Annotated in this window: 14 protein-coding genes, 1 tRNA gene and 1 other RNA gene; 5 read left to right on the top strand and 11 right to left on the bottom strand. The window is 61.4% G+C overall.

The features are described from left to right. Window positions 1-266 precede the first annotated feature (266 nt). On the bottom strand, window positions 267-3,503 hold the full coding sequence (carB, locus tag ACIY1O_RS12045) for a carbamoyl-phosphate synthase large subunit (protein WP_397475333.1): 3,237 nt from the start codon (window positions 3,501-3,503) through the stop codon (window positions 267-269). Window positions 3,504-3,512: 9 nt separating this feature from the next. Beyond that, window positions 3,513-4,667, bottom strand: coding sequence for a glutamine-hydrolyzing carbamoyl-phosphate synthase small subunit (gene carA / locus ACIY1O_RS12040; protein ID WP_397475332.1), 1,155 nt, complete (start codon window positions 4,665-4,667; stop codon window positions 3,513-3,515). Window positions 4,668-4,835: 168 nt separating this feature from the next. Between carA and tal the strand changes: the two genes are divergently transcribed. After that, window positions 4,836-5,813: a transaldolase gene (gene tal, locus ACIY1O_RS12035; RefSeq protein ID WP_397475331.1), complete on the top strand. Its 978-nt coding sequence runs from the start codon at window positions 4,836-4,838 to the stop codon at window positions 5,811-5,813. Window positions 5,814-5,840: 27 nt separating this feature from the next. Here tal and recR read toward each other — a convergent pair whose 3' ends face one another. The 6 genes from recR to ACIY1O_RS12005 form a co-directional block, all read right to left on the bottom strand. After that, the gene (gene recR / locus ACIY1O_RS12030) at window positions 5,841-6,449 is read right to left on the bottom strand and encodes a recombination mediator RecR (protein WP_397475330.1); all 609 of its coding nucleotides are present in this window, start codon (window positions 6,447-6,449) and stop codon (window positions 5,841-5,843) included. Between the two features lie 7 nt (window positions 6,450-6,456). Further along, complete coding sequence (locus ACIY1O_RS12025; protein ID WP_397475329.1) at window positions 6,457-6,783, bottom strand: YbaB/EbfC family nucleoid-associated protein; 327 nt, start codon at window positions 6,781-6,783, stop codon at window positions 6,457-6,459. Window positions 6,784-6,901: 118 nt separating this feature from the next. Continuing rightward, a complete protein-coding gene (locus ACIY1O_RS12020) occupies window positions 6,902-9,010 on the bottom strand; it encodes a DNA polymerase III subunit gamma/tau (protein ID WP_397475328.1) in 2,109 nt (702 codons plus the stop codon). Window positions 9,011-9,107: 97 nt separating this feature from the next. Continuing rightward, an RNA gene (gene ffs / locus ACIY1O_RS12015) (signal recognition particle sRNA small type) lies at window positions 9,108-9,205 on the bottom strand. Between the two features lie 32 nt (window positions 9,206-9,237). Next, a complete protein-coding gene (locus ACIY1O_RS12010) occupies window positions 9,238-12,543 on the bottom strand; it encodes a UvrD-helicase domain-containing protein (protein WP_397475327.1) in 3,306 nt (1,101 codons plus the stop codon). After that, window positions 12,533-15,190, bottom strand: a complete 2,658-nt coding sequence (locus ACIY1O_RS12005; protein ID WP_397475326.1) for a PD-(D/E)XK nuclease family protein — start codon at window positions 15,188-15,190, stop codon at window positions 12,533-12,535. Before ACIY1O_RS12005 ends, ACIY1O_RS12010 begins: the two co-directional genes overlap by 11 nt. 90 nt (window positions 15,191-15,280) lie before the next feature. Here ACIY1O_RS12005 and xerD point away from each other — a divergent pair, with 90 nt between their 5' ends. Continuing rightward, window positions 15,281-16,180 (top strand): site-specific tyrosine recombinase XerD, encoded by a 900-nt coding sequence (xerD, locus tag ACIY1O_RS12000; RefSeq protein WP_397475325.1) that lies wholly within the window; start codon window positions 15,281-15,283, stop codon window positions 16,178-16,180. Between the two features lie 14 nt (window positions 16,181-16,194). Next, window positions 16,195-16,683 (top strand): Cys-tRNA(Pro) deacylase, encoded by a 489-nt coding sequence (ybaK, locus tag ACIY1O_RS11995; RefSeq protein WP_397475324.1) that lies wholly within the window; start codon window positions 16,195-16,197, stop codon window positions 16,681-16,683. A gap of 109 nt (window positions 16,684-16,792) precedes the next feature. Here the strand turns inward: ybaK and ACIY1O_RS11990 are convergent, their stop codons facing one another. From ACIY1O_RS11990 to ACIY1O_RS11980, 3 genes are all read right to left on the bottom strand, one after another. Beyond that, window positions 16,793-17,707 carry an SDR family NAD(P)-dependent oxidoreductase gene (locus ACIY1O_RS11990; RefSeq protein WP_397475323.1) on the bottom strand — a complete coding sequence of 305 codons (915 nt, stop codon included), beginning with the start codon at window positions 17,705-17,707 and terminating at the stop codon, window positions 16,793-16,795. A gap of 86 nt (window positions 17,708-17,793) precedes the next feature. Continuing rightward, window positions 17,794-18,606: an enoyl-CoA hydratase/isomerase family protein gene (locus tag ACIY1O_RS11985; RefSeq protein WP_397475322.1), complete on the bottom strand. Its 813-nt coding sequence runs from the start codon at window positions 18,604-18,606 to the stop codon at window positions 17,794-17,796. A 113-nt stretch (window positions 18,607-18,719) separates the two neighbouring features. Next, window positions 18,720-18,794 (bottom strand) — tRNA-Arg (locus ACIY1O_RS11980). A gap of 253 nt (window positions 18,795-19,047) precedes the next feature. Between ACIY1O_RS11980 and tsaE the strand changes: the two genes are divergently transcribed. Continuing rightward, window positions 19,048-19,593, top strand: a complete 546-nt coding sequence (gene tsaE, locus ACIY1O_RS11975) for a tRNA (adenosine(37)-N6)-threonylcarbamoyltransferase complex ATPase subunit type 1 TsaE (RefSeq protein WP_397475337.1) — start codon at window positions 19,048-19,050, stop codon at window positions 19,591-19,593. Next, window positions 19,524-20,900, top strand: a complete 1,377-nt coding sequence (locus tag ACIY1O_RS11970; protein WP_397475321.1) for an N-acetylmuramoyl-L-alanine amidase — start codon at window positions 19,524-19,526, stop codon at window positions 20,898-20,900. Before tsaE ends, ACIY1O_RS11970 begins: the two co-directional genes overlap by 70 nt. The last annotated feature ends 240 nt before the right edge of the window (window positions 20,901-21,140 follow it).

Below are 21,140 nucleotides of genomic sequence, written 5' to 3'. Positions count from 1 at the left end.
TGCCGAAACCGGGTGGAGGCGTCCATTCCATTGACCTCAGCGCTACGCGCTTCGGGATTCACACATGCTGTCGCCGACTTCCCCCGCCTTCCCTTCGTCAGCACACGGCGCATGCCGAACGCACATTTTTAGGAAAGGCCGCCCAGCCAGACTCATGGTGTCTCGAAGAGATATGAACCCTGCATATGGGGCCCTCGGACGGTTTCTGCATAATGGAAAAACGGCGGGTAAGCCGCCGTTTTTCTTTTACAGCACGCCTGCGCTGCTTAATGCAAGCGGGCGTGAAGTTCTTGCAGGGAATAAACCTTCAGGCCGCCCCCGTTGCGCAAGTATTGCAGGCCTTCGACGGCCGCCCTTGCTCCGGCGATGGTGGTGAAGAATGCCAATCGGGACTGAAGCGCGTTGGTGCGGATCATGCGCGAATCGGCGATGGCGTTGCGCCGCTCTTCGACTGTGTTGATGACCAGAGAGATTTCCCGGTTCTTTATCATGTCGACAATGTGTGGCCGGCTCTCGGTAACCTTGTTGACGATCTGCACTGCAAGCCCCTCCGCCTCGATGGCTGCGGCGGTACCTCGAGTGGCAACAACCTTGAAACCAAGGTCGATGAGGCCGCGCGCCACTTCAACCGCGCGCGGTTTATCTTGGTCGCGCACGCTGATGAAAGCGACACCCGATTCGGGCAGCGCCACACTGGCGGCCAGTTGCGATTTGACGAATGCTTCGGCGAAGCTTTCGCCCACGCCCATGACCTCGCCAGTGGACTTCATCTCCGGACCCAGAATGGTATCGACGCCCGGGAATTTCACGAACGGAAACACCGCTTCTTTTACCGAAAAGTACGACGGAACGACCTGCTCTGTGACACCTTGCGAGGCCAGGGTACTGCCGGCCATGGCTCGCGCAGCAATCTTGGCAAGCTGAAGGCCCGTGGCCTTGGATACAAAAGGCACTGTCCGGGACGCGCGCGGGTTCACCTCGAGCACATAGACGTCACCGTTCTGGATGGCGAACTGCACGTTCATCAGGCCCTTGACGTTAAGGGCGCGAGCCATCAGCGCTGTCTGCCGCTCGATTTCGGCGATGGCTTCGCTGGAAAGGGAGTACGGAGGCAGGCTGCACGCCGAGTCGCCGGAATGAACCCCAGCCTGCTCGATGTGCTCCATGACTCCGCCGATAAATACGACTTCGCCGTCGGCGATACAGTCAACGTCCACTTCGGTGGCGTTGTTCAGGAAGTGATCAAGCAGCACCGGAGAATCGTTGCTGACCTTGACCGCCTCGCGCATATAGCGCTCGAGGTCTTGCGGCTCGTGAACGATTTCCATGGCGCGGCCGCCCAGCACGTAACTGGGCCGCACCACCAGCGGATAGCCGATTTCGGCGGCATGGGCCATGGCCTCGCCCTCGGTGCGCGCCGTGCGGTTGGGCGGCTGACGCAGGCCAAGCTTGTTGAGCAGCTTCTGGAAGCGTTCGCGATCTTCGGCCACGTCAATGGATTCAGGGCTGGTTCCGATAATAGGCACGCCGTTGGCTTCAAGAGCACGGGCCAGCTTCAAAGGGGTTTGTCCGCCGTACTGCACGATCGTGCCCGCCGGGTTCTCTTTGTGCACGATCTCTAGCACATCTTCGAGCGTAAGCGGCTCGAAATAGAGGCGATCGGAAGTATCGTAATCGGTCGAGACGGTTTCGGGGTTGCAGTTGATCATGATGGTTTCAAAACCATCTTCGCTTAACGCCAGAGCCGCGTGGACGCAGCAATAATCGAACTCGATGCCCTGGCCGATGCGGTTGGGCCCTCCGCCCAGAACAATGATTTTCTTGCGATCGGTGGGCGCCGCCTCGCATTCGTCTTCATAGGTGGAATACATGTAGGCGGTCTTGGTCGGGAACTCGGCCGCGCAGGTATCGACGCGCTTGTAGACCGGCCGCACGCCCATCTGGTGACGCAGCTTGCGAAACTCGGATTCGGACGTATCCAGCAAAAAAGCCAATCGGCGGTCTGAAAAACCGCGGCGCTTGAGCTGCCAGACAGTGTCGCGATCAAGATCGGCCAGCGTCTTTTGTTCCAGAGCCAGCTCGATGTCGACGATTTGCTTGATCTGCGCCAGAAACCAAGGGTCGATATGGGTAAGGCCGTGCACCTCTTCGAGGGTGAAACCTTGCGCAAAGGCGTCGCCCACATACCAGATGCGCTCGGGGCCGGGCTCAGCCAGCTCGACTTGCAGTTTCTCGCGGTCGGTGGTCTTTTGGTTAAGGCCGTCCACCCCCACTTCCAGACCACGCAAGGCTTTCTGGAAGGACTCTTGGAAGGTGCGGCCAATGGCCATGACCTCGCCCACCGACTTCATCTGAGTGGTCAGGCGCGAGTCGACCTGGGGGAATTTCTCGAAGGCGAAACGCGGCACCTTGGTGACCACGTAGTCGATGGTGGGCTCGAAAGACGCCGGCGTGGCGCCGCCCGTGATTTCGTTCTTGAGTTCGTCCAGCGTATAGCCGACGGCCAGGCGCGCCGCCACCTTGGCAATGGGAAAGCCGGTTGCCTTGGAAGCCAGCGCCGAAGAACGCGATACCCGCGGATTCATCTCGATGACGATCATGCGTCCGTTTGCCGGATTGACCGCAAATTGCACGTTCGAGCCGCCGGTATCGACGCCGATCTCGCGCAACACCGCAATGGAGGCATCGCGCATGATTTGATATTCTTTGTCGGTAAGCGTTTGGGCCGGCGCAACGGTAATCGAATCGCCCGTATGCACCCCCATGGGGTCGAGGTTCTCGATCGAGCACACGATAATGCAGTTGTCGACGCAGTCGCGCACAACCTCCATCTCGTATTCTTTCCAGCCCAGCAGCGACTCTTCGATAAGCAGCTCGTTGGTGGGAGAGGCCTCGAGGCCGCGACGACAAATTACCTCGAACTCTTCGGGGTTGTAGGCAATGCCGCCGCCTGTGCCGCCCAGCGTGAAGCTGGGCCGGATCACCACCGGGAAGCCCGCCGAACCGGTTTCTTCGGAGATGCGCTTTTGCACAGCCCAGGCTTCGTCCATGGAGTGCGCCACGCCCGACTTGGCTGATTCAAGCCCAATGTCAGTCATGGCCTGCTTGAACTTCTGGCGGTCTTCGGCCTTGTCGATGGCAACCGCATTGGCGCCAATCATTTCAACACCGTGCTTTTCAAGCACACCGTGACGCTCTAGATCGAGCGCGCAATTAAGCGCGGTCTGGCCGCCCATGGTGGGCAGCAGCGCGTCGGGTTTCTCGCGCTCGATGATTTTTTCAACCGCCTGCCAGGTGATTGGTTCGATATAAGTGACGTCGGCCGTTTCCGGATCGGTCATGATGGTGGCCGGGTTACTGTTGACCAGAACAGTACGATACCCCTCGGCCTTGAGCGCCTTGCATGCCTGTGCGCCGGAATAATCGAATTCGCAAGCCTGTCCGATGACAATGGGGCCTGCACCGATGATAAGTATGCTTTTTATGTCTGTACGCTTTGCCATAATTCTGGATTAGGTGTTCTGGGCCATGAGGCTGATGAATTTGTCGAAGAGCACGACGATGTCGTGCGGTCCCGGGCTAGCCTCGGGATGGCCCTGAAAGCAGAATACGGGCGCGTCGGTAAGTTCGAAGCCCTGCAAGGTGCCGTCAAACAGCGACACATGAGTGATGCGGGCATTAGCCGGCAGGGTGTCGCCGTCGACGTTGAAGCCGTGGTTCTGGCTGGTGATGAACACGCGTCCGCTGTCGAGCTCGTGCACGGGATGATTGGCGCCGTGGTGTCCCGCCTTCATCTTTACCGTTTTCGCCCCCACCGCCAGGCCGATGATCTGCTGCCCGAGGCATATGCCGAACAGGGGTATCTTGCGGCCGATAGCCGTGCGAGCGGTATCGATGGCGTAGTCGCAGGGCTCGGGGTCGCCGGGGCCGTTCGACAGGAAGATTCCGTCGGGCTTGAGCGCCAGCACGTCGTCGACGGGGGTTTGCGCCGGCACAACGGTGATGCGGCAGCCACGATCGGCCAGCAGCCTCAGGATATTGGATTTGATGCCGAAGTCGTAAGCGACCACGTGATAAGCACCCGAGCCGATTTGCCGAGACCCGGCGCCCAGCTTCCAGGTGCCTTCATTCCAGGAGCCAACGCTTTGGGTTGATACGGTGCGGGCCAGATCTTGACCCGCCATGCCCGGAAAACCGCGCGCCAGCTCTACCGCCTTCTGCTCGTCGTCGCCTACCAGGATGCAGGCGCCCTGTGCACCGCTGTCGCGCAGGATGCGGGTAAGCTTGCGTGTATCGACGCCCGAGATGGCAACAATGCCTTGCTGCTTAAGGTAGTCTGGCAGCGACATGGTGGCGCGAAAGCTGGATACGCGCAGTGAACAGTCGCGCACAACGAGCCCGGCCGCATGCACGCGGCTGGATTCGACGTCTTCGCCGTTGATACCGGTGTTGCCGATGTGCGGACAGGTAAGCGTGACGATTTGGCCGCTATAGCTAGGATCGGTGATGATCTCTTGGTAGCCCGTCATGGATGTGTTGAAGACGACCTCGGCGACAGTATGCCCTTCAGCGCCGATGGAGACGCCCTTGAAGATGGTACCGTCTGCCAAGGCCAGGATTGCGGAAGGGGTGGATTCACACCCCTCTGGAAGTAATGACGGCAGCAACGCTAAACCCCGGTTATAAAATCAGTAAGTAAACCTTCGAATTATACCTTGAGATGAGACGCCTCTCGGCGCCGGGGCCATACCCCTGCGAAGCCCGGCCCATCGGGGGTGCTTTGCTTTGCACCTATACTGTAGGGGTGCCTTAACGCTGATAGAAGATACAAATCCATGACCAGTCAACTCGAAGCCCTGCGCCAGTACACCACCGTCGTCGCCGACACGGGCGATTTCGAGGCGATGCAGGTTCATCGCCCTACCGATGCCACGACCAACCCTTCGCTGATCCTGAAGGCGGTGCAAAAAGATGCTTATCGCCCCCTGCTTGAGCGTACTGTCGCCGACCACCCCGGCGCGCCGCTTCAAGAACTGGTCGACCGCCTTCTCGTGGCTTTCGGACGCGAAATCCTGAAGATCGTGCCCGGGCGTGTCTCGACTGAAGTCGACGCCCGGCTTTCCTTCGACACACAGGCCACAATTGTTCGAGCCCGGCAAATCGTCGAACTGTATCGGCTTGCCGGTATCCCGCGCGAACGCGTGCTGATCAAGATCGCGTCAACCTGGGAAGGCATTCAGGCTGCCAAGGCACTTCAAGCAGAGGGCATAGACTGCAATTTGACGCTGCTTTTCTCTCTTACACAGGCCGTTGCTTGCGCGGGGGCGAAGGTGCGCCTGATCTCGCCCTTCGTCGGCCGCATCTACGACTGGCACAAAAAGGCCGCCGGCCCGCAATGGGACGAGGCAGCCAATGCCGGAACCTCCGACCCAGGAGTACAGTCGGTGCGCAATATATATCGCTATTACAAGGCCAACGGCATTCCAACTGAAATTATGGGCGCAAGCTTCCGCAACATTGGCCAGATCCGCGCCCTGGCGGGCTGCGATCTGCTTACCATCAGCCCCGAGCTGCTTGGCGAGCTTTCACAAAGCACCGAGCCTCTTGCCCGTCAGCTCGACCCTAGCACCGCCGTGCAAAACCCGCCCGAGCGCATCGTCATGGACGAGGTGCGGTTTCGCACCTCGCTCAATATGGATGCCATGGCCAGCGATAAACTCGGGGAGGGCATCCGCATCTTCGCCACAGACGCCGCCAAGCTTGACGCGCTTGTCGAACAACTGCGCGTAGGGGCATCAGCGAACGCCGTCTGATACGGCATGCCGTAAAGCGGCGCAGTGCTAAGAGCTGCGCCGTTCCATCAGCGCCCAGGCGATTGTCCCCGCGTCTACGTATTCCAGCTCGCTGCCCGCCGGCACTCCGCGGGCCAGCCGCGACACCGACAGCCCGCGCGCGCGCAGCGATTCAGCCAAATAATGGGCTGTCGTCTCGCCCTCGGCCGTGAAATTGGTCGCCAGGATCACCTCGCGCACCTCGCCATCGCAGGCGCGCTCAATCAGCCGGTCAAAATGCAATTCGGCCGGCCCAACGCCTTCGAGAGGCGCCAAACGCCCCATCAAGACGTAATACAGGCCTTTGTACCCATGGCTGGACTCAATCATGTTCTGGTCGGCGGGCGTCTCGACCACACACAGCAACGAGCCATCGCGTTTGGGGTTTGCGCAAACCGGGCATACGGGTTCGTCGGAAAAGCCGTTGCAGCGCTCGCAGTGGCGCAGATCGCGCACCGCGTCGGCCAGCGCCCGGGAAAGGCGCTCGGCACCGGCCAGATCGTGCTGAAGCATGTGATAGGCCATGCGCCGAGCCGAGCGCACCCCCACGCCCGGCAGGCGGCGCAAAGCTTCTATAAGCGCCTTTAACGGCTCGGGTTCCGGCAGTGTGGACGACATCGAAAGATCAGAAAGGCAGCTTCATGCCGGGGGGCAAGGGCATGCCGGCCGTAACCGACGACATCTTCTCTTGGGCAGTGGCTTCGGCCTTGCGCAGAGCATCATTCACGGCTGCGCCCAGCAGGTCTTCGAGCATGTCTTTGTCTTCTTCGAGCAAAGACGGGTCGATCGCCACGCGCTTGACGTCGTTGCGGCAGCTCATGGTGACTTTGACCAGGCCGCCGCCGGCAGCGCCTTCGACGAGAATGTCGGCCAGGGCCTCCTGCGCCTTCTTCATGTTTTCCTGCATTTGCTGGGCCTGGCGCATTAGCCCGGCCATCTGTCCTTTCAGCATGATGATGTTTCCTGAATGTATGAAGTGAATAAAGCAAATTTAGCCCGCTTTGAGCGAACACGGCGCCAACCCGATAAAACGCGTTGGCCGGCTTGAGCCGCAAGCCCGGCAACAGGCATTATGCGGACTGGTTGTTGAATACAGCACGCACCGAGCCCGGCACGAGCTGAGCTCCGAATTCGTCGATAAGGGCGCGAACCACTGGATCAAGCTGCACGTCATGTTCCGCCTGTTTTTGCCGCGCCGCACGTTCGGCCTGCGCAACCGCATGGGCGGTTTCCTCACCTGTGGCGCCAAACTCGACGTCCAGTTGCACCACCGTGCCAAAGTGCTCGGAAAGCACAGTACGCAAGCGCGCCTTGCCCGCCGTTGCCGCCAGCGTACGCACCGCCACGCGCAGACGAATTTCGCTTTCTTGCACACCCAGCCATTCGCTCTGGCGCGCCAGCTCGGCGGCCAGGCCGGTCACCGGCAACTGCGCAGCCAGGGCAGGCCAGGCCTTGGCGTCCATCTTGTTCAATCTGGGCGAACGTATCTTCGTGCGCTCAGGCGCGAAGACGGCTGCGGCGGCAGAGTCGGGCTGGACCGCTTCAAGCCCAATTTCCGCGCCATCGTCGGGCATGGTGTACGAACCATCGCCGCCAGTCTCGCCCTCTTCTTGGTAAGGTTCGAACTGGCCGGCATCCAGATCGGGAGGGATATCCTCCCAGGCTGGAATGTCATCGGGCATAAGGGCGTGAGCCGCCTCAACCCCATCGGGTGCATCCGCCGCTTCCGAACCATGCCGGGCGGCCGGCTGAGCAGAGTGCGTTGGAACATTCGCCGACGGCGCTGCGCCGGGCTCGACGGACGGATCGCTGCCTGCCTCGCGAGACGCGGCAGCGCGCGCCATTGCCGCCGCTGCCGGCGGAGCGGAAACCGGCGTGTGAACGGGTGCTGCTGAGACGGCGGCTGACGAAACATCATCGCTTGCATCATCCGTTGTATCGACCTTGGACGCTGGCGCATCGGCAGGCTCGGCCGCTGTAGCGACCTTGGATGCCGGTGCAGCCGCAAGTTTGCCCGCATCGCGGGCCGGCTCGGCCCTGGCTGGCGAATCGCCTGCCTGACCGCCGCCGCTGTCGCCCATACCTATAGGTTCAGCTTCGGGCGCAAGCGCCAGCATGCGCAGACAGGCCATCACGAAGCCGGCATATTCGTCCGGCGCCAGGGAAAGCTCATTGCGGCTATGCACGGCCACTGAATAGAACAGCTGCACCAGATCGGGATGCATCAAGCCCGCCAGCCGGGCAATCTCTTCAGCCATCGGTTCGCCGGAATCCAGCGCACCGGGTACGCGCTGCTGAATAGCCACCCGGGACAGCAACACTGCCAGATCGGCCAGGGCGCCGGAAAACGACAGGCCCCGCGTGGCAAGTTCGTCAGCCACCCGCAACACCTCGACGCCGCTACCCGCTGTCAGGGCCTCTAGCAGCCGCAGCAAGTAGCGCTGGTCGATGGTGCCCAGCATGCCTTGCATGGCCTCAAGCGTGAGATTGCCCGCGCTATAGGCGATGGCTTGATCGGTCAGGGACAAAGCATCGCGCATCGAGCCTGACGCAGCCTGGGCAATGAGCCGCAACGCCGGAACTTCGAACGGCATGTCTTCTTGCGCAAGCACCTCTTGCAAGTGAGCCACGATGGACTCGGATGTCATTTGCTTGAGATTGAACTGCAGGCACCGCGACAGTACAGTTACCGGGATTTTTTGCGGATCGGTCGTAGCCAGGATGAACTTGACGTGCGGCGGCGGCTCTTCGAGCGTCTTGAGCATGGCATTGAACGCATGCCCGGTGAGCATATGGACTTCGTCGATCATATAGACCTTGAAGCGGCCCGAACTGGGTGCATAGACGGCCTGCTCGAGCAACTGGGTCATCTCGTCGACCCCGCGATTGGAGGCTGCATCCAGCTCGACGTAATCGACAAAACGCCCCGCATCAATCTCGACACAAGCTCGGCAGGTGTCGCAGGGCGTTGCCGTGATGCCGTGTTCGCAATTGAGCGATTTGGCCAAAATGCGCGACAGCGTTGTCTTGCCCACACCGCGGGTGCCCGTAAACAGCCAGGCATGATGCAGGCGTTGTGTGGCCAAGGCGTGGGTAAGCGCGCGGACCACGTGGTCTTGGCCAACCAGGGTTTCGAAGGAACGCGGCCGCCATTTGCGTGCCAGCACCAGATATGTCATGCAGGAAGACCCGTACCAGAAGGCGATCGGAAAGCAAATGAAAAGTGTACCGGATTCGGCACGACTTGAGGCGCGAGCGGATATCCGCCGAAAATGAGGTGGCGAGCCTGGCTTCGGCACTGATCCTTAGCGACTATGGCTGCTTCGTTCCCGACCTGACCAGGTTTGCCGCCGGACCATGCGAAGGGGCCCGCCACGACAGAGTTTAACAGGAGTCGCACGAACCTTCAGTACTCCAGCCAGATATCGGCCCTGGGGAAGTACAAGGCCGCGCGCGCAGGCCGGCCGTCCAGTGCGGCAACCTGCTCGCAATAGCGCCGCAACTGGTCGCCATGGCGATGGCGCATGCGGGCCGCAAACGCTTGTGCCGCCTCGCCCTCCTGGGGCACGCCGGTCTTATAGTCCACAATCAGCCAGCCTTCCTCGTCAGCAATGGCAAGGTCAATAACCGATACTCGGCCCGAGACATCGAGCAACGACCATTCACGATACGCCTTCGCGGCCCCCAACAGCCACAAGCCGCGTTCGCTGGACAACGTAGCACAAAGCGTCTGGCTCACCACCGAGGCAGCATCATCCAGGGCTGAAGGCGGCAGCCCTGCCCGGCCAAGCTGTTTGCGCAAGACGGGCAGGCTCTGCCGTATCCGGTCATCCGACCAGGTATCCGGCCCTTCGCGGCCCAGCCGTTCGAGCCAGGCATGCGCCACGGTTCCAATTGCCGCCTCGTGGGTGGTGTCAGGTGCCCATTGCCATGCTGAAACCCGAGGCGCGCCCTCTATCTGTTCGGCGTCGGCCAGCCCGTCAATTTGCACACGGGCAAAACGCCGCTGCGCCGCACGTGGGGTGAATTCAAGATCGCCCGCAATCAATTCCGCCAAGGGCGGCGGGACCGGCTGGGGCAAATACGGCCACAAGCGGCCCAACAAGCTCGATGCCGAGGGCGTTTTGACACCGCCCTCATCATCAAGCGCCACTTCGCCGATCAAATGCAATTGCTGGCAGGCCCGTGTCACCGCCACGTACAGCAGGCGATCGGCTTCGTATGCGGCGCGGAGCTTCTCGCGCTCGGCCAGGTAGGCTGAAACCGGGTCGGCCGTATCCGAGGCGCGATGCTTGATCGGGCCAAGCAGCAAACGCCCTTCACTGTGCTCCAGGCGCAACAATGGTTGCGTGTCCGAGCGGGGCCTGCGATGCATGCCCATCAAGATCACCGTTTCAAACTGCAGGCCCTTGGATTTATGGATGGTCATTACCTCGACCGATCTGTCGGCTCCTTCGGGGGCCGCGTATAGCTGCTCGAGACGCAGCTCAAGTTCTGCCGGATCGAGCCCACCGTAAGGGGCAAGCTTCTCGATCAGACGAAACAGGCTTTCGGCATCGGCACGATCGCCCGCGCCGGAATAAATGGCAGGCCCGCCCAGCCGCTCCCAACACGATTGCAGCCACGCGGTAAACGGCACGCCGCCCGAAGCGTTGGCATCGTCCAGCAACACCGCACAGGCATGCCGCAAGCGCCGGGCCTCGTCCTGCGGCACATCGGCTTTCGACTCGCCCCGCAACCAACGGTTCAGCAGCTCGCGGGGCGTAGTGCGATGATCGGCGCCGAATAAATCGTGCAGCGTTTGAAGCGTCAGCCCGCACAAAGGGGAGCGCAGAACCGAGAGCCAGGCCAGCCGATCGGCGGGATGAGACAAAGCCCGCGCCAGCTGCACAGCGTCGCCCACTACCTGGCGCGATTTCAAGGGGGAGAGCTCGACGGCGCGGCATGGCATGCCCTCGGACGTCAACCGACGCACAACGCCTTCCAGATGCCCCCGGGCGCGCACCAGGATGGCGACCGGGTGTTCGCTGTCGGCGTGACGCTCCAAAGCCTCGCGCGCCAGCTCGACAGCGATGGATTCGGCCGTGCGGGCCGCCGACTCACCATCTATCGACGCATGGGTCCACACCGGATGCATCTCGGCTCCGATGTCGCCCAGGGGCTCATGATAGGCCTTGGAGGCGGTGTACGGAATCGCCCCCATGCCCGGATCGGCCTGGCCCGGGAACAGCGGCTCGAACATCTGATTGACCCAGTCCACGATGTTGGCCTGGGAACGGAAATTGTCCGTCAAGTTCAAGGACTCGAGGGGGATGTCGCCTAAACCATGTTCACGCACGCTCAGGAACAGCCCCACTTCGGCCTTGCGAAAGCGGTAGATGGACTGCATCGGGTCGCCAACCAAAAAAACGGTGCGCCCATCTCCTGGTTCCCAACCGGCAGTCAGCGAAGTCAGCAATCGTATCTGCGATTGACTGGTATCCTGGAATTCGTCCACCAGCAAATGCCTTATGGAGGCATCCAGCTTCAAGAGCAGTTCGCTGGGGTGGTCGGCGCTGCCCAGCGCGTGCAACGCGCTTTGAGAAATTTCAATGAAGTCGACTTCGGATTGTTCGCTGAACCGCAGTTTCAACTGCGCCGTCGCCAGCCACAAAACATGAATCAGATCGCCCAGCACCGCAAGCTGCTCAGGCTCGTAGCCGCCTGCTGGAGCGTTGCGGATACGGGCCAGGCAGGCGACCCAGGGCTCGCCGGGTTCACATGTGTTGAGCCATTGCATGAAGCTGTCTTTATGCGGCGTCTTGGGGTCGAAACCCATGCGTTTGTCGGCCGTGCGACGTAGCGTGTTGGTCTGGGTCAGCAGCGCGTTGGCCAATGCCTGCCAGCGCGCCAGCTCGGCGAAGGAAGGCGCCAGCGCCGCGCCGTCCCAGTCAAGCAGCGCGTCGAAGGCGCAGGGTTTGTCCGCCGCACGCAAGGCGTCTATGGCCGCCGATAGAGGCTGGGCCAGCGAATGCGACCACCCCGGGGGCATGTATTGCGCAAGCTGCGTCAGGTCGGCCTCTACGGCCTGGATCAGGTTATGCAGCAAGCGGCCCGCGTCGCTGCCTTCGCCAAGCAAGGGCAGCCATTGGTCGCGGCTGGCCAGCATTCCCGCGATCAGGCCTTGAGCCGCGCGCAGATCGACATCCAGGTGGGCGATTAATCGCGCCACTCTGTCGTCGTCATCGGCCATGGCCAAGGTGGCCTTGGCCGCCTCTTGGTAATGCTCGGCCGCCTGCTCGGTAACACCGGGCAGCCCGCCCAGCGTGCTTAACCACGGTGTGACCCGCACCAGCCACGATGAAAAGGAATCGATAGTGCGTATGCCCAAGCGTGCGGGATACTCGAGCAAATTCCACTGCTTTTCTTTGTCGCGGGCCATGGCCTGCCTGGCCAGGCGCCAACTGTTCTTCTTGTGCGGCTCTTCGGGCTCGTTCCCCTCGCCCGCCCTTAGCTTGGTCAGCACCCGCGCGTGCATTTCCGAAGCAGCCTTGCGCGTAAAGGTAATGGCCAGGATTTCTTCCGGCCTGTCGACCGTTGCCAGAAGCGCGAGGATGCGGTCGGTCAGCAGCTCGGTCTTGCCCGAGCCGGCCGGAGCCTGAATCAGGAAAGAACGAGCGGGGTCCAGCGCATCAAGCCGGACGGCGGCATCGGTAGGCGGCCTAAACGACATGATCAACCTCTTCGTTCAGGCGTAAAAAAGGCAACACGTCGCAATACGCCAGGTCGTCGGTGCGCAGGAAAGAGTTGGCCGCTACGCCGCCGGCGTACTCATCGGCAAGTTGCTCTATCAACGCTCGCCACTGGCTCATCAGAGCGCTCCAGGAAAGATGCTGGAAGTCTGGCCAGTCGCTCGGGGCGGCCGGACCGGGAAAACCGCAGTCGCCGTCGGCCAAGCCCTTTACCTCAATGCCTCGCGCATGCAAACGGGCCAGCAGCAAGGCGGCGACCGGTGTCTGGTCTTCGGCCAGCACTGCGGCATAAAAAGGCAGTTGCAGCCCGACCGGCCGATCACGCATCCAGTCTGAGCGCGGGTCGATGCCACCCCCGCCTGTCTTGTAATCAATGACGGCCAACCCGCCCTCGGGCAGAGTGTCGATGCGATCCAGGCGCAGTTTCAGGCGCAGCGGGCCACGGGCCCACTCGAAGGTTTCCTCGACCGCCTTGAGGACGAAGGCGCCTCGTTCGAGCTCGAGCGCAAACCAGTCCTGCAAAATCGACCCGGCACGGGCCACTTCAAGTTGACGTACAGCGTGTCCGTAATCGGCCAAACACTCGTTTGCGGCCTGCTCCAGCGCGGCTTTCATGGCTTTGCCCAGACGGCCGTCGGCATGCTGCTCACGAAGCGTGTCTGAATCGGGAATGTGTTTGCATACCAGTTCCATGCACTTGTGCAAAAACATGCCGCGGGCATTTTGATCGGCCAGGTCGGCGTAGTCTTCCATTTGGCTTGCCCCCAGGCGGTATCGAACGAAAGCCCACAAGGGGTTGCGCGCCTGGGTATCAATGACGGCTATACCCCCTTTGGTAACGGCCCCGGGCGGCAAGGCCGGGCCTTTGTCATCCACCAAAAGCTCCATGGGCGCAACCCCGGCCTCGGGCCACCGCCAGCCATGCGATTCGAGCGGGTAGGACACGATCAGGGGGCTCGCGCGCAGTTCACGCTCGCCCTCTTGAAGGGCATGGCTGACCCACACTTGCGGGGCCGTACACAACAAGGCCTGGAACATGGTTCGCGCCCACTGCAGCTCGCGCTCAGGGGTGGCTCGCGGCGCATTGGCGCGCCTCAAGGCGGACAGCGGCAGCAGCGGGTTGGGCCGGGGCGCCGAGGGCAAGACCTCGTCTGTCAGGCCTAATATCCATACACCATCCCAGTGGCCCCCTTCGGCCTCGAGAAAGCCCTGAACGTCCAGCCGCGCGGCGGGGTCACGCTGCGGCTGAAACGGCGTCTGCATGGCCATGGCGGACAAGGCCGAGATAGCCGCACCAAGATCAACCCGGTCCATGACCGTCGTTTGTGGTGCCAGACGCTCCAGCATGCGTTCGAACGCCTCGACGGTTTGAAAGGCATGGCTATCGAGCACGGTGTCGCCCGGAAAGCCCAAGGTTTGAAGCCACTGCCTGAAGCGCGCCACCCATACCTCGATGGAAGCTTTCGAGGCCTCGGCCCTGGCGCTGTCGAAACAGGCCCCCCAGGCCTGCATCAGTTCCGGCGCAAGCATCGCCAGGCGACGAGAGAGCTCGCCCACCGGCAGATGCACCAGCGCATCGGCACGCAGGGAGGCGTCGATGCGGGCTCGTCCGTCCGCCTCGGCCGCATCACCCGTGCAACGACCCGCCAAAAGCGCCTCGCCGGCGTCAGCCGGGCGACATTGCCCGCGGCGAACCATTTCACCCAACAAACGTAACCAGGCCAGGGCTGCCCGGGCAACGGGCCACTGCGCCAGTGGCCTGGCCACCGCAACGTTATAGCTGAGCGCCGGCTCACCATCCGTGCCGCGCAAGGCTTCACGCAGAACGCGATGGGCCAGCGCGGCATCGCCCTCTAGCTGGGCGGCGATGATGGCGTAGCGATTCTGGGGAAATTCGCGCAGCATCCGCCCGGCCCACTGTGCCGCAAGCCGCCATTCGGTGTCGGGGTCGGCCGCCTGCACCCGCCGGATCGATTCGGCGGCAACTGCATCCAGCCGCAGGCTATGCAAAGTGACGCCCTGCTCTTCAAACGCCGCCAGCAGCCGCAGCAGGCGCGGCGACATTTCGGAAAAACCGGCCAGCACCAAGCGGGTGAACCGGCGCGGCAGCAAGCCGCCTTCAACCGCCTCGCATACTCGCTCAAAGCCCAGCACAGCATCCTCGGCATCAAGCCGCCCCAACCGGTCGCGATACTCGTCACGCCAGAGCGTGAACCGCTCGTGATCGCTGGTTTCTTCGCCGGGCTGCAAGGCAAGGCGCCACTCGGACATGATCTGGTCGGCTTCGATGGCCAGCTTGGCGGCCTGCGCCGAATCCAGCAATGGATTATCGATTTCGATTTCAGCAATAACCTGCTGCCAAAGACTGCGCGCACCAAAGGCGTCGATGACATGCGAAGCCAGCCCGGCCTCGGGCAGGAATGAAAGCTCGTCTCCTGCCTGGCGCAGCCACCCTCGGAACGGAACGATGTCGGGCAGTGCCATGACGCGCCGCTCTTCGCCAAGCTGGGCGGAGAGGCTGGCCAATATGCGCCGCGCATAGCGGTTGTTGACTGTAAGGACAAGTGTTTCCGGGCTTTCAGGCTCAGCCAGCTCGTCCAGCGTCAGGGGAGGCAGAGTAATTTCCATGCTGCGAAGTGTACCGTGCGGACCCTTGGCCGGGTATGAGTAAAATCTCCTCTTGGAATCCCTTTTTTTACTCGTACTTCGGGCCTTGCCGTGGATTTTGTTGCACCAACCTCGATCGAGCAGTTTCTGGACGCCGTCTGGCTCGAGGACGGCCTGGCCGACAACACGCTCTCTGCCTACAGGCGCGACCTTACGGCCTTTGCCCGCTGGCTGCGCGAGCATCAAGGCAAAGACATCGATACTGCACAAACGGCAGACATCCAGGAATGGTTCGCGTCAAGCCATGCGACATCAAAGGCCGCAACAGCCAATCGGCGCCTTGCCGCCCTCAAACGCTATTACCTCTGGGCGCTGCGACAAGGCCGGGTTGGCGCAGACCCCTGCCTGACGCTCAAAGCCGCCAAGCAGGCGGCGCGCTTTCCCAAGACCTTGTCGGAAGACCAGGTGGACGCATTGCTGCAAGCGCCCGACAACGCCACACCCCGCGGCCTGCGCGACCGGGCCATGCTTGAAACCTTGTATGCCACGGGCTTGCGCGTTTCCGAACTGGTCGACTTGAACCTGTTGGACGTCAATCTGAACGAAGGCGTGGTTCGCGTAAACATGGGCAAGGGGGGCAAAGACAGGCTGGTTCCGCTGGGCCAGGAAGCCGCGCATTGGATAGAGCGCTATGCAAAAGAAGGCCGGCCGCAATTGCTGGGCTCGCGGCGTTGCGACGCCCTGTTCGTCACCGCCCGCGCGGCGCCAATGACGCGTCAGTCGTTCTGGCTGATCGTGCGCAAGTACGCCAAACAGGCCGACATACACGTTCCCTTGTCTCCTCACGTGGTGCGCCACGCCTTCGCCACCCATCTGCTGAACCACGGCGCCGATCTGCGTGTGGTGCAGATGCTGCTGGGGCACTCTGACATCTCCACCACGCAAATTTATACTCACGTGGCGCGCGAACGCCTGAAAACACTGCACGCACAGCATCATCCGCGCGGTTGACGGTACGACCGCCCATGAGCAAGCACATATCGGAAACTCGCGCCACACAGCTGTTGCGACGCCAAAAGATCGAATTCGGCGAGCACCCCTACAAATATGTCGAACATGGCGGCGCCCCCGAATCAGCGCGCCAACTGGGCGTTGATTCGCATCAGGTTGCCAAGACCTTGATCATGGAAGACGAGAATGGTCGTCCGTTGGTGGTGCTGATGCACGGTGACTGCGAAGTTTCCACCAAGAACCTGGCGCGGCAGATCGGCGCCAAGAAGGTTGCGCCCTGCGCGCCGGCAACGGCGCAACGCCATTCAGGCTATATGGTAGGTGGCACGTCGCCGTTTGCGACGCGCAAGAAGATGTCGGTATGGGTGGAAAAGAGCTTGCTCGATTACCCGATGATCTATTTGAATGGCGGGCGGCGCGGCTACTTGATCAGCCTTTCTCCGTCCGCCGTCATGAAACTGCTCGATGCCGGGACAGTGGAAGCCGCGCTACCCAAGCCTTGAACCGCACGCTCATGACCCTTGCACACCCAAGGTGTGCCGCCCGGCCAGCGTAGAGACCGCCAAGGCATCACGGCTTTCATGACCCGACCATCAAGATGGCAGTTCTCGGTTAATTCTCGCCGGGCATGGGAATGCCATAGGTCTCTAGCTGCTGTCCCACAGAGCTGTCCCATGCTTGTGCGATCTCTTCAGCCGTCCACCCTCCGCTGCGGTAGGCGCTGCGAACTTCCTGCGGATGACTCCATAACGACAACTTGTCGCCGCCCAGACCGATGCACTGGCCGGTGATGCCCTGCGCCGCTTCTGAAGCCAGGAACACAAACAACGGGGCGACGTCTTCCGGCAGGCCCAAGCCCATGCCCGCCCGAAGCTCCGGCGGAAGCGGTTTACCCTGAGCGAGCAATTCGGCATACGGCGCCATGGCCGGGATGCCGGCCACCATCTGCGTAAACGCCATTGGCAGCACTGCATTGACCGTCACTCCCATGCGGGCGCATTCCAATGCCCAGGTGCGGGTAAAGGCGGCGATGCCGGCCTTGGCCGCCGAGTAGTTGGTTTGGCCAAAATTGCCTCGCTGGCCCGCCAGCGACGACACGAGAAGCAGACGACCGCCTTCACCCTGCTCTCGAAAGCGCATTACGGCGGCACGGGCGCAAGTAAACGTGCCTCGCAGATGCGTGTCGATGACGGCGTCAAAATCGTCATCCGACATATTCCATAGAACCTTGTCGCGCAAGATGCCGGCATTGGCGCACATGATGTCCAGCCTGCCAAAGGCCTCGACCGCCCTGTCCACGCAGCGCTGCGCAGCTTGCGACGAACCTATGGCCGCCACTTCGGCCACCGCCCGGCCGCCTTCCGCCTGGATGGCTTCGACGGCTTCTTGCGCCGTGCTTTCATCCACGTCGTTGACAACCACGGCCGCCCCGGCACGTGCCAAGGCTTTGGCAACCTCCAGGCCCAAGCCGCGTCCACCCCCCGTGACGACGGCCACTTTCCCATTGAGTTCTATTGCTGTTGTCATATAAAGCCTATTGATTTTTCTGACGCGCCACAAACCACCAGGCGCTGCCGAGGGCGGCCAACGCAACTGTATAAGGACGCCGAGTGTTACTTGCCTTGATAAATGGGTGCGCGCCGCTCCATGAAGGCACGCGGCCCCTCGCGCGCGTCTTCAGTCTCCATCACCCTGGCGTAGGCCTGCTCCTCGAGCTTGAACGCCTCGTGTTGCGGCAAGCCAATGGAGTCGGTGGCTGTTTTTTTAATCTCGGCAACGGCCAGGGGCGCATTGTCCGCAATGCGCCGCGCCAGCCTTTGCGCCACGGCGAGCACTTCTGGCCCATGCACCACGTAATTGAGCAAACCCAGCTGCAAGGCCTTTTGCGCATCAATCATTTCGCCAGTCAGCATCAGCTCCATTGCCTGGCAGTATGGCAATTGCGCGGGCAGGCGCGCCAGTGAACCGGCAAATGGAATGAGGCCACGCTGCACTTCGGGCCAGGCGAAGCGGGCATCGCTGGAGGCAACACGAATGTCGGTTCCCAGCAATAACTCGGCCCCGGCCGCCACGCATATGCCATTCACTGCGGCCACGACAGGCTTCTGCAAAGCAGGATCGCACAAAGAAGAAACCGGCATGACGTCGGGATCGTTCAAAAGGCGCTCGTCCCACTGGTCTTCGGGCTTGCGGTCGCCCGTAAGCAAAGGCAAAGTTCGCCCCAGGTCGCCACCGGCGCAAAACGCCCTGTCGCCGGCCCCGGTAAGTATGATGACACGCACGGCCGCATCGTCGCGCGCATCAAGCAAGGCATCAGCCAGACGGCACAACATCTCTGGTGTCAGCGCGTTATGCGCCTGCGGCCGATTGAGAGTAATGGTCGCGATTTGTTCTTTTTTTTGATATAGAAGCGGCTCTGTTGCCATGATGATCGACCCCCGTGATAAGCAGAACGATCATAGCAAGGCAGGCGCCCGGCTTTGTCAGCCAAAAGAATGACTGTGCATTCCTGGCGCCGCGGCCTGGCGCCCCTCTGGCCTGGCGCCCCCGGCAGGAATCGAACCTACAATCTTCCCTTAGGAGGGGAAAGTTATATCCATTTAACTACGGGGGCAAAGAAGCAAAAGTATAGCAGCACGGAACGCAGGCTCGGTCCATGAAAACCGTGTATACATGACCCTTACTGTTGTATGGATGCCAAACAAAGCATGGCGTCGCAAGAAGCATTTTCGCGTGTTTTGCCCTCTACGCAAGCAAGTATCCTCGCGTCCGGGATAATGAAAACCTCAAGTTGAATGCGTCACTACTTCAACGCGGCGTTACGGCCCTATCAGCAGGCTGAAACCCCATATCGTCAAAAGCAAAATATGCAAAAAAACGAGATTTTAGCCGAAGTTAAACTATATTTAGCAGACGAAGGCCGCACAGAAGCATTGGCCGGCCTTCTCGGGCCGATGCTGCTTCAAACAGGCGGGCAGGCTGAGGCCGGGGGCCGCATCCACCTTAAAGGAGAGCTCGGAGCCGGCAAGACTCACTTCGCCCGAGCCCTGCTTCGAGCATGCGGAGTAACAGGTCGTATCAAGAGCCCAAGCTACGCCCTGCTTGAAAGCTATAAAGTTTCTAACTTATACTTCTATCATCTTGATTTTTATAGATTTAGCGATCCTAGGGAGTGGGTCGACGCAGGATTCCGAGATCTCCTGCAAAAACAAGCAGTTGTGTTGATCGAATGGCCGGAACAAGCAGGCTCGCTCCTGCCTCCGCCCGACCTTGAGATTTCCCTGGTCTATGAAGGCGACGGACGATGCGCACACCTGGCCGCCTATAGCAACAAAGGACAATCATGGCTGACTTCACTGGCACCCCATTTGCGGGAATTTCCGCACAAGGACTCGCCCGCCGACGAATCCTAGCCACCGCCACCACCCTGCTGGTGCTGCCGGTCGTACCCCGGCTGGCCATGGCGGGAACCATTCTGGCAGTACGTACCTGGCCCGCCGACGAATACACGCGCGTCACCCTGGAAATGGACAGCGAGTTAAAGGCCGAGCACTTCACGCTTGAAAATCCGCATCGCCTGGTCGTTGACATTGACGGGCTTTCCATGAGCAGCAAGCTGAACGATCTGGTGTCGAAGGTCAGGCCGAACGACCCCTACATCGCTTCCGTGCGCGTAGGCCAGAACCGTCCCGACGTGATCCGCATGGTGCTCGACCTGAAGCAACCGATCGCCCCACAGGTGTTCACGCTTAAACCCATTGGCGAATACAAGTACAGGCTGGTACTCGACCTTTACCCGCAAATCGCACAAGACCCGCTGGTGGCCATCGCCAACTCTTTCCAGGATGAAGACCCCCTGGCGGACGTGCTGGAAAGCCTGGCTCAGAACGCGCCCAACACTGCTCCCATTCCATCTGTCGACGGCCAGACCCTGCCCTCCACGCCGCCTGCGGCGAAGAAGCCGGCCACTCCGCCACAACCTCCGGCCGTTGTCACGCCCACCCCGACGCCGTCGAATCGACCCGTGCTGGTGGCCCTTGACGCGGGCCATGGCGGCGAAGACCCCGGCGCCATCGGGCCGCGGGGCACTCGTGAAAAAGACGTAGTCCTAAGCATTGCAAAGCGCTTGAAGAAATTGATCGACGCGCAACCGAATATGCGCGCCTACCTCACGCGCGATGCCGACTACTTCGTCCCGCTGCATGTCAGGGTGCAGAAAGCGCGACGGGTCAAGGCGGATCTCTTCATTTCGATCCATGCAGATGCATGGATCAAACCGTCGGCACGAGGGTCGTCGGTATATGCGCTATCGCAAAACGGCGCCACCAGCACCACCGCCCGTCTACTGGCGAAAAAAGAAAACGACGCCGACCTCATCGGCGGTGTCAACCTGGGATCACACAACAAGCAAGTGGCCAAAGTACTGCTCGAGCTCTCCACCTCTGCACAGATCAGCGACTCGATGAAAGTCGGCGGCAATGTATTGTCCGAAATCGGCAAGATCAATCGCCTGCACAAGAAAAGCGTCGAGCGCGCGGGCTTCGCGGTACTGAAGGCGCCGGACATTCCATCCATCCTGATCGAAACCGCCTTTATCAGCAACCCCGAAGAAGAGCGGCTGCTGCGCAGCTCGGCCCACCAAGACCGCATCGCCCGGGCCATGCTGGCGGGCATCAACGGCTATTTCGCCTCCAGCCCCGCCCTGGCCAGAAGAACCTGACCCAACCAAGGGCATCAATCGCCGCCTGGCATTTTTTTCCGCCGGGCCGCCCCAAGGAAAAAAGTGCCCCCTTGGGGGGCAGCAAGCCGGCGCAGCCGGCGTAGCGTGGGGGCATTTCCCTCGCCGGGCCGCCCCAAGGAAAAAAGCGCCCCCTCGGGGGGACAGCAAGCCGGCGTAGCCGGCGCAGCGTGGGGGCATTTCCCCCGCCGGGCCGCCCCAAGGAAAAAAGTGCCCCCTTGG

The organism is Pusillimonas sp. (assembly GCF_044464525.1).
Taxonomy (GTDB): Bacteria; Pseudomonadota; Gammaproteobacteria; order Burkholderiales; family Burkholderiaceae_B; genus Pusillimonas.
Note: the sequence above shows the minus strand (reverse complement) of the source record. Positions and strands in the feature narration are given on the sequence as shown.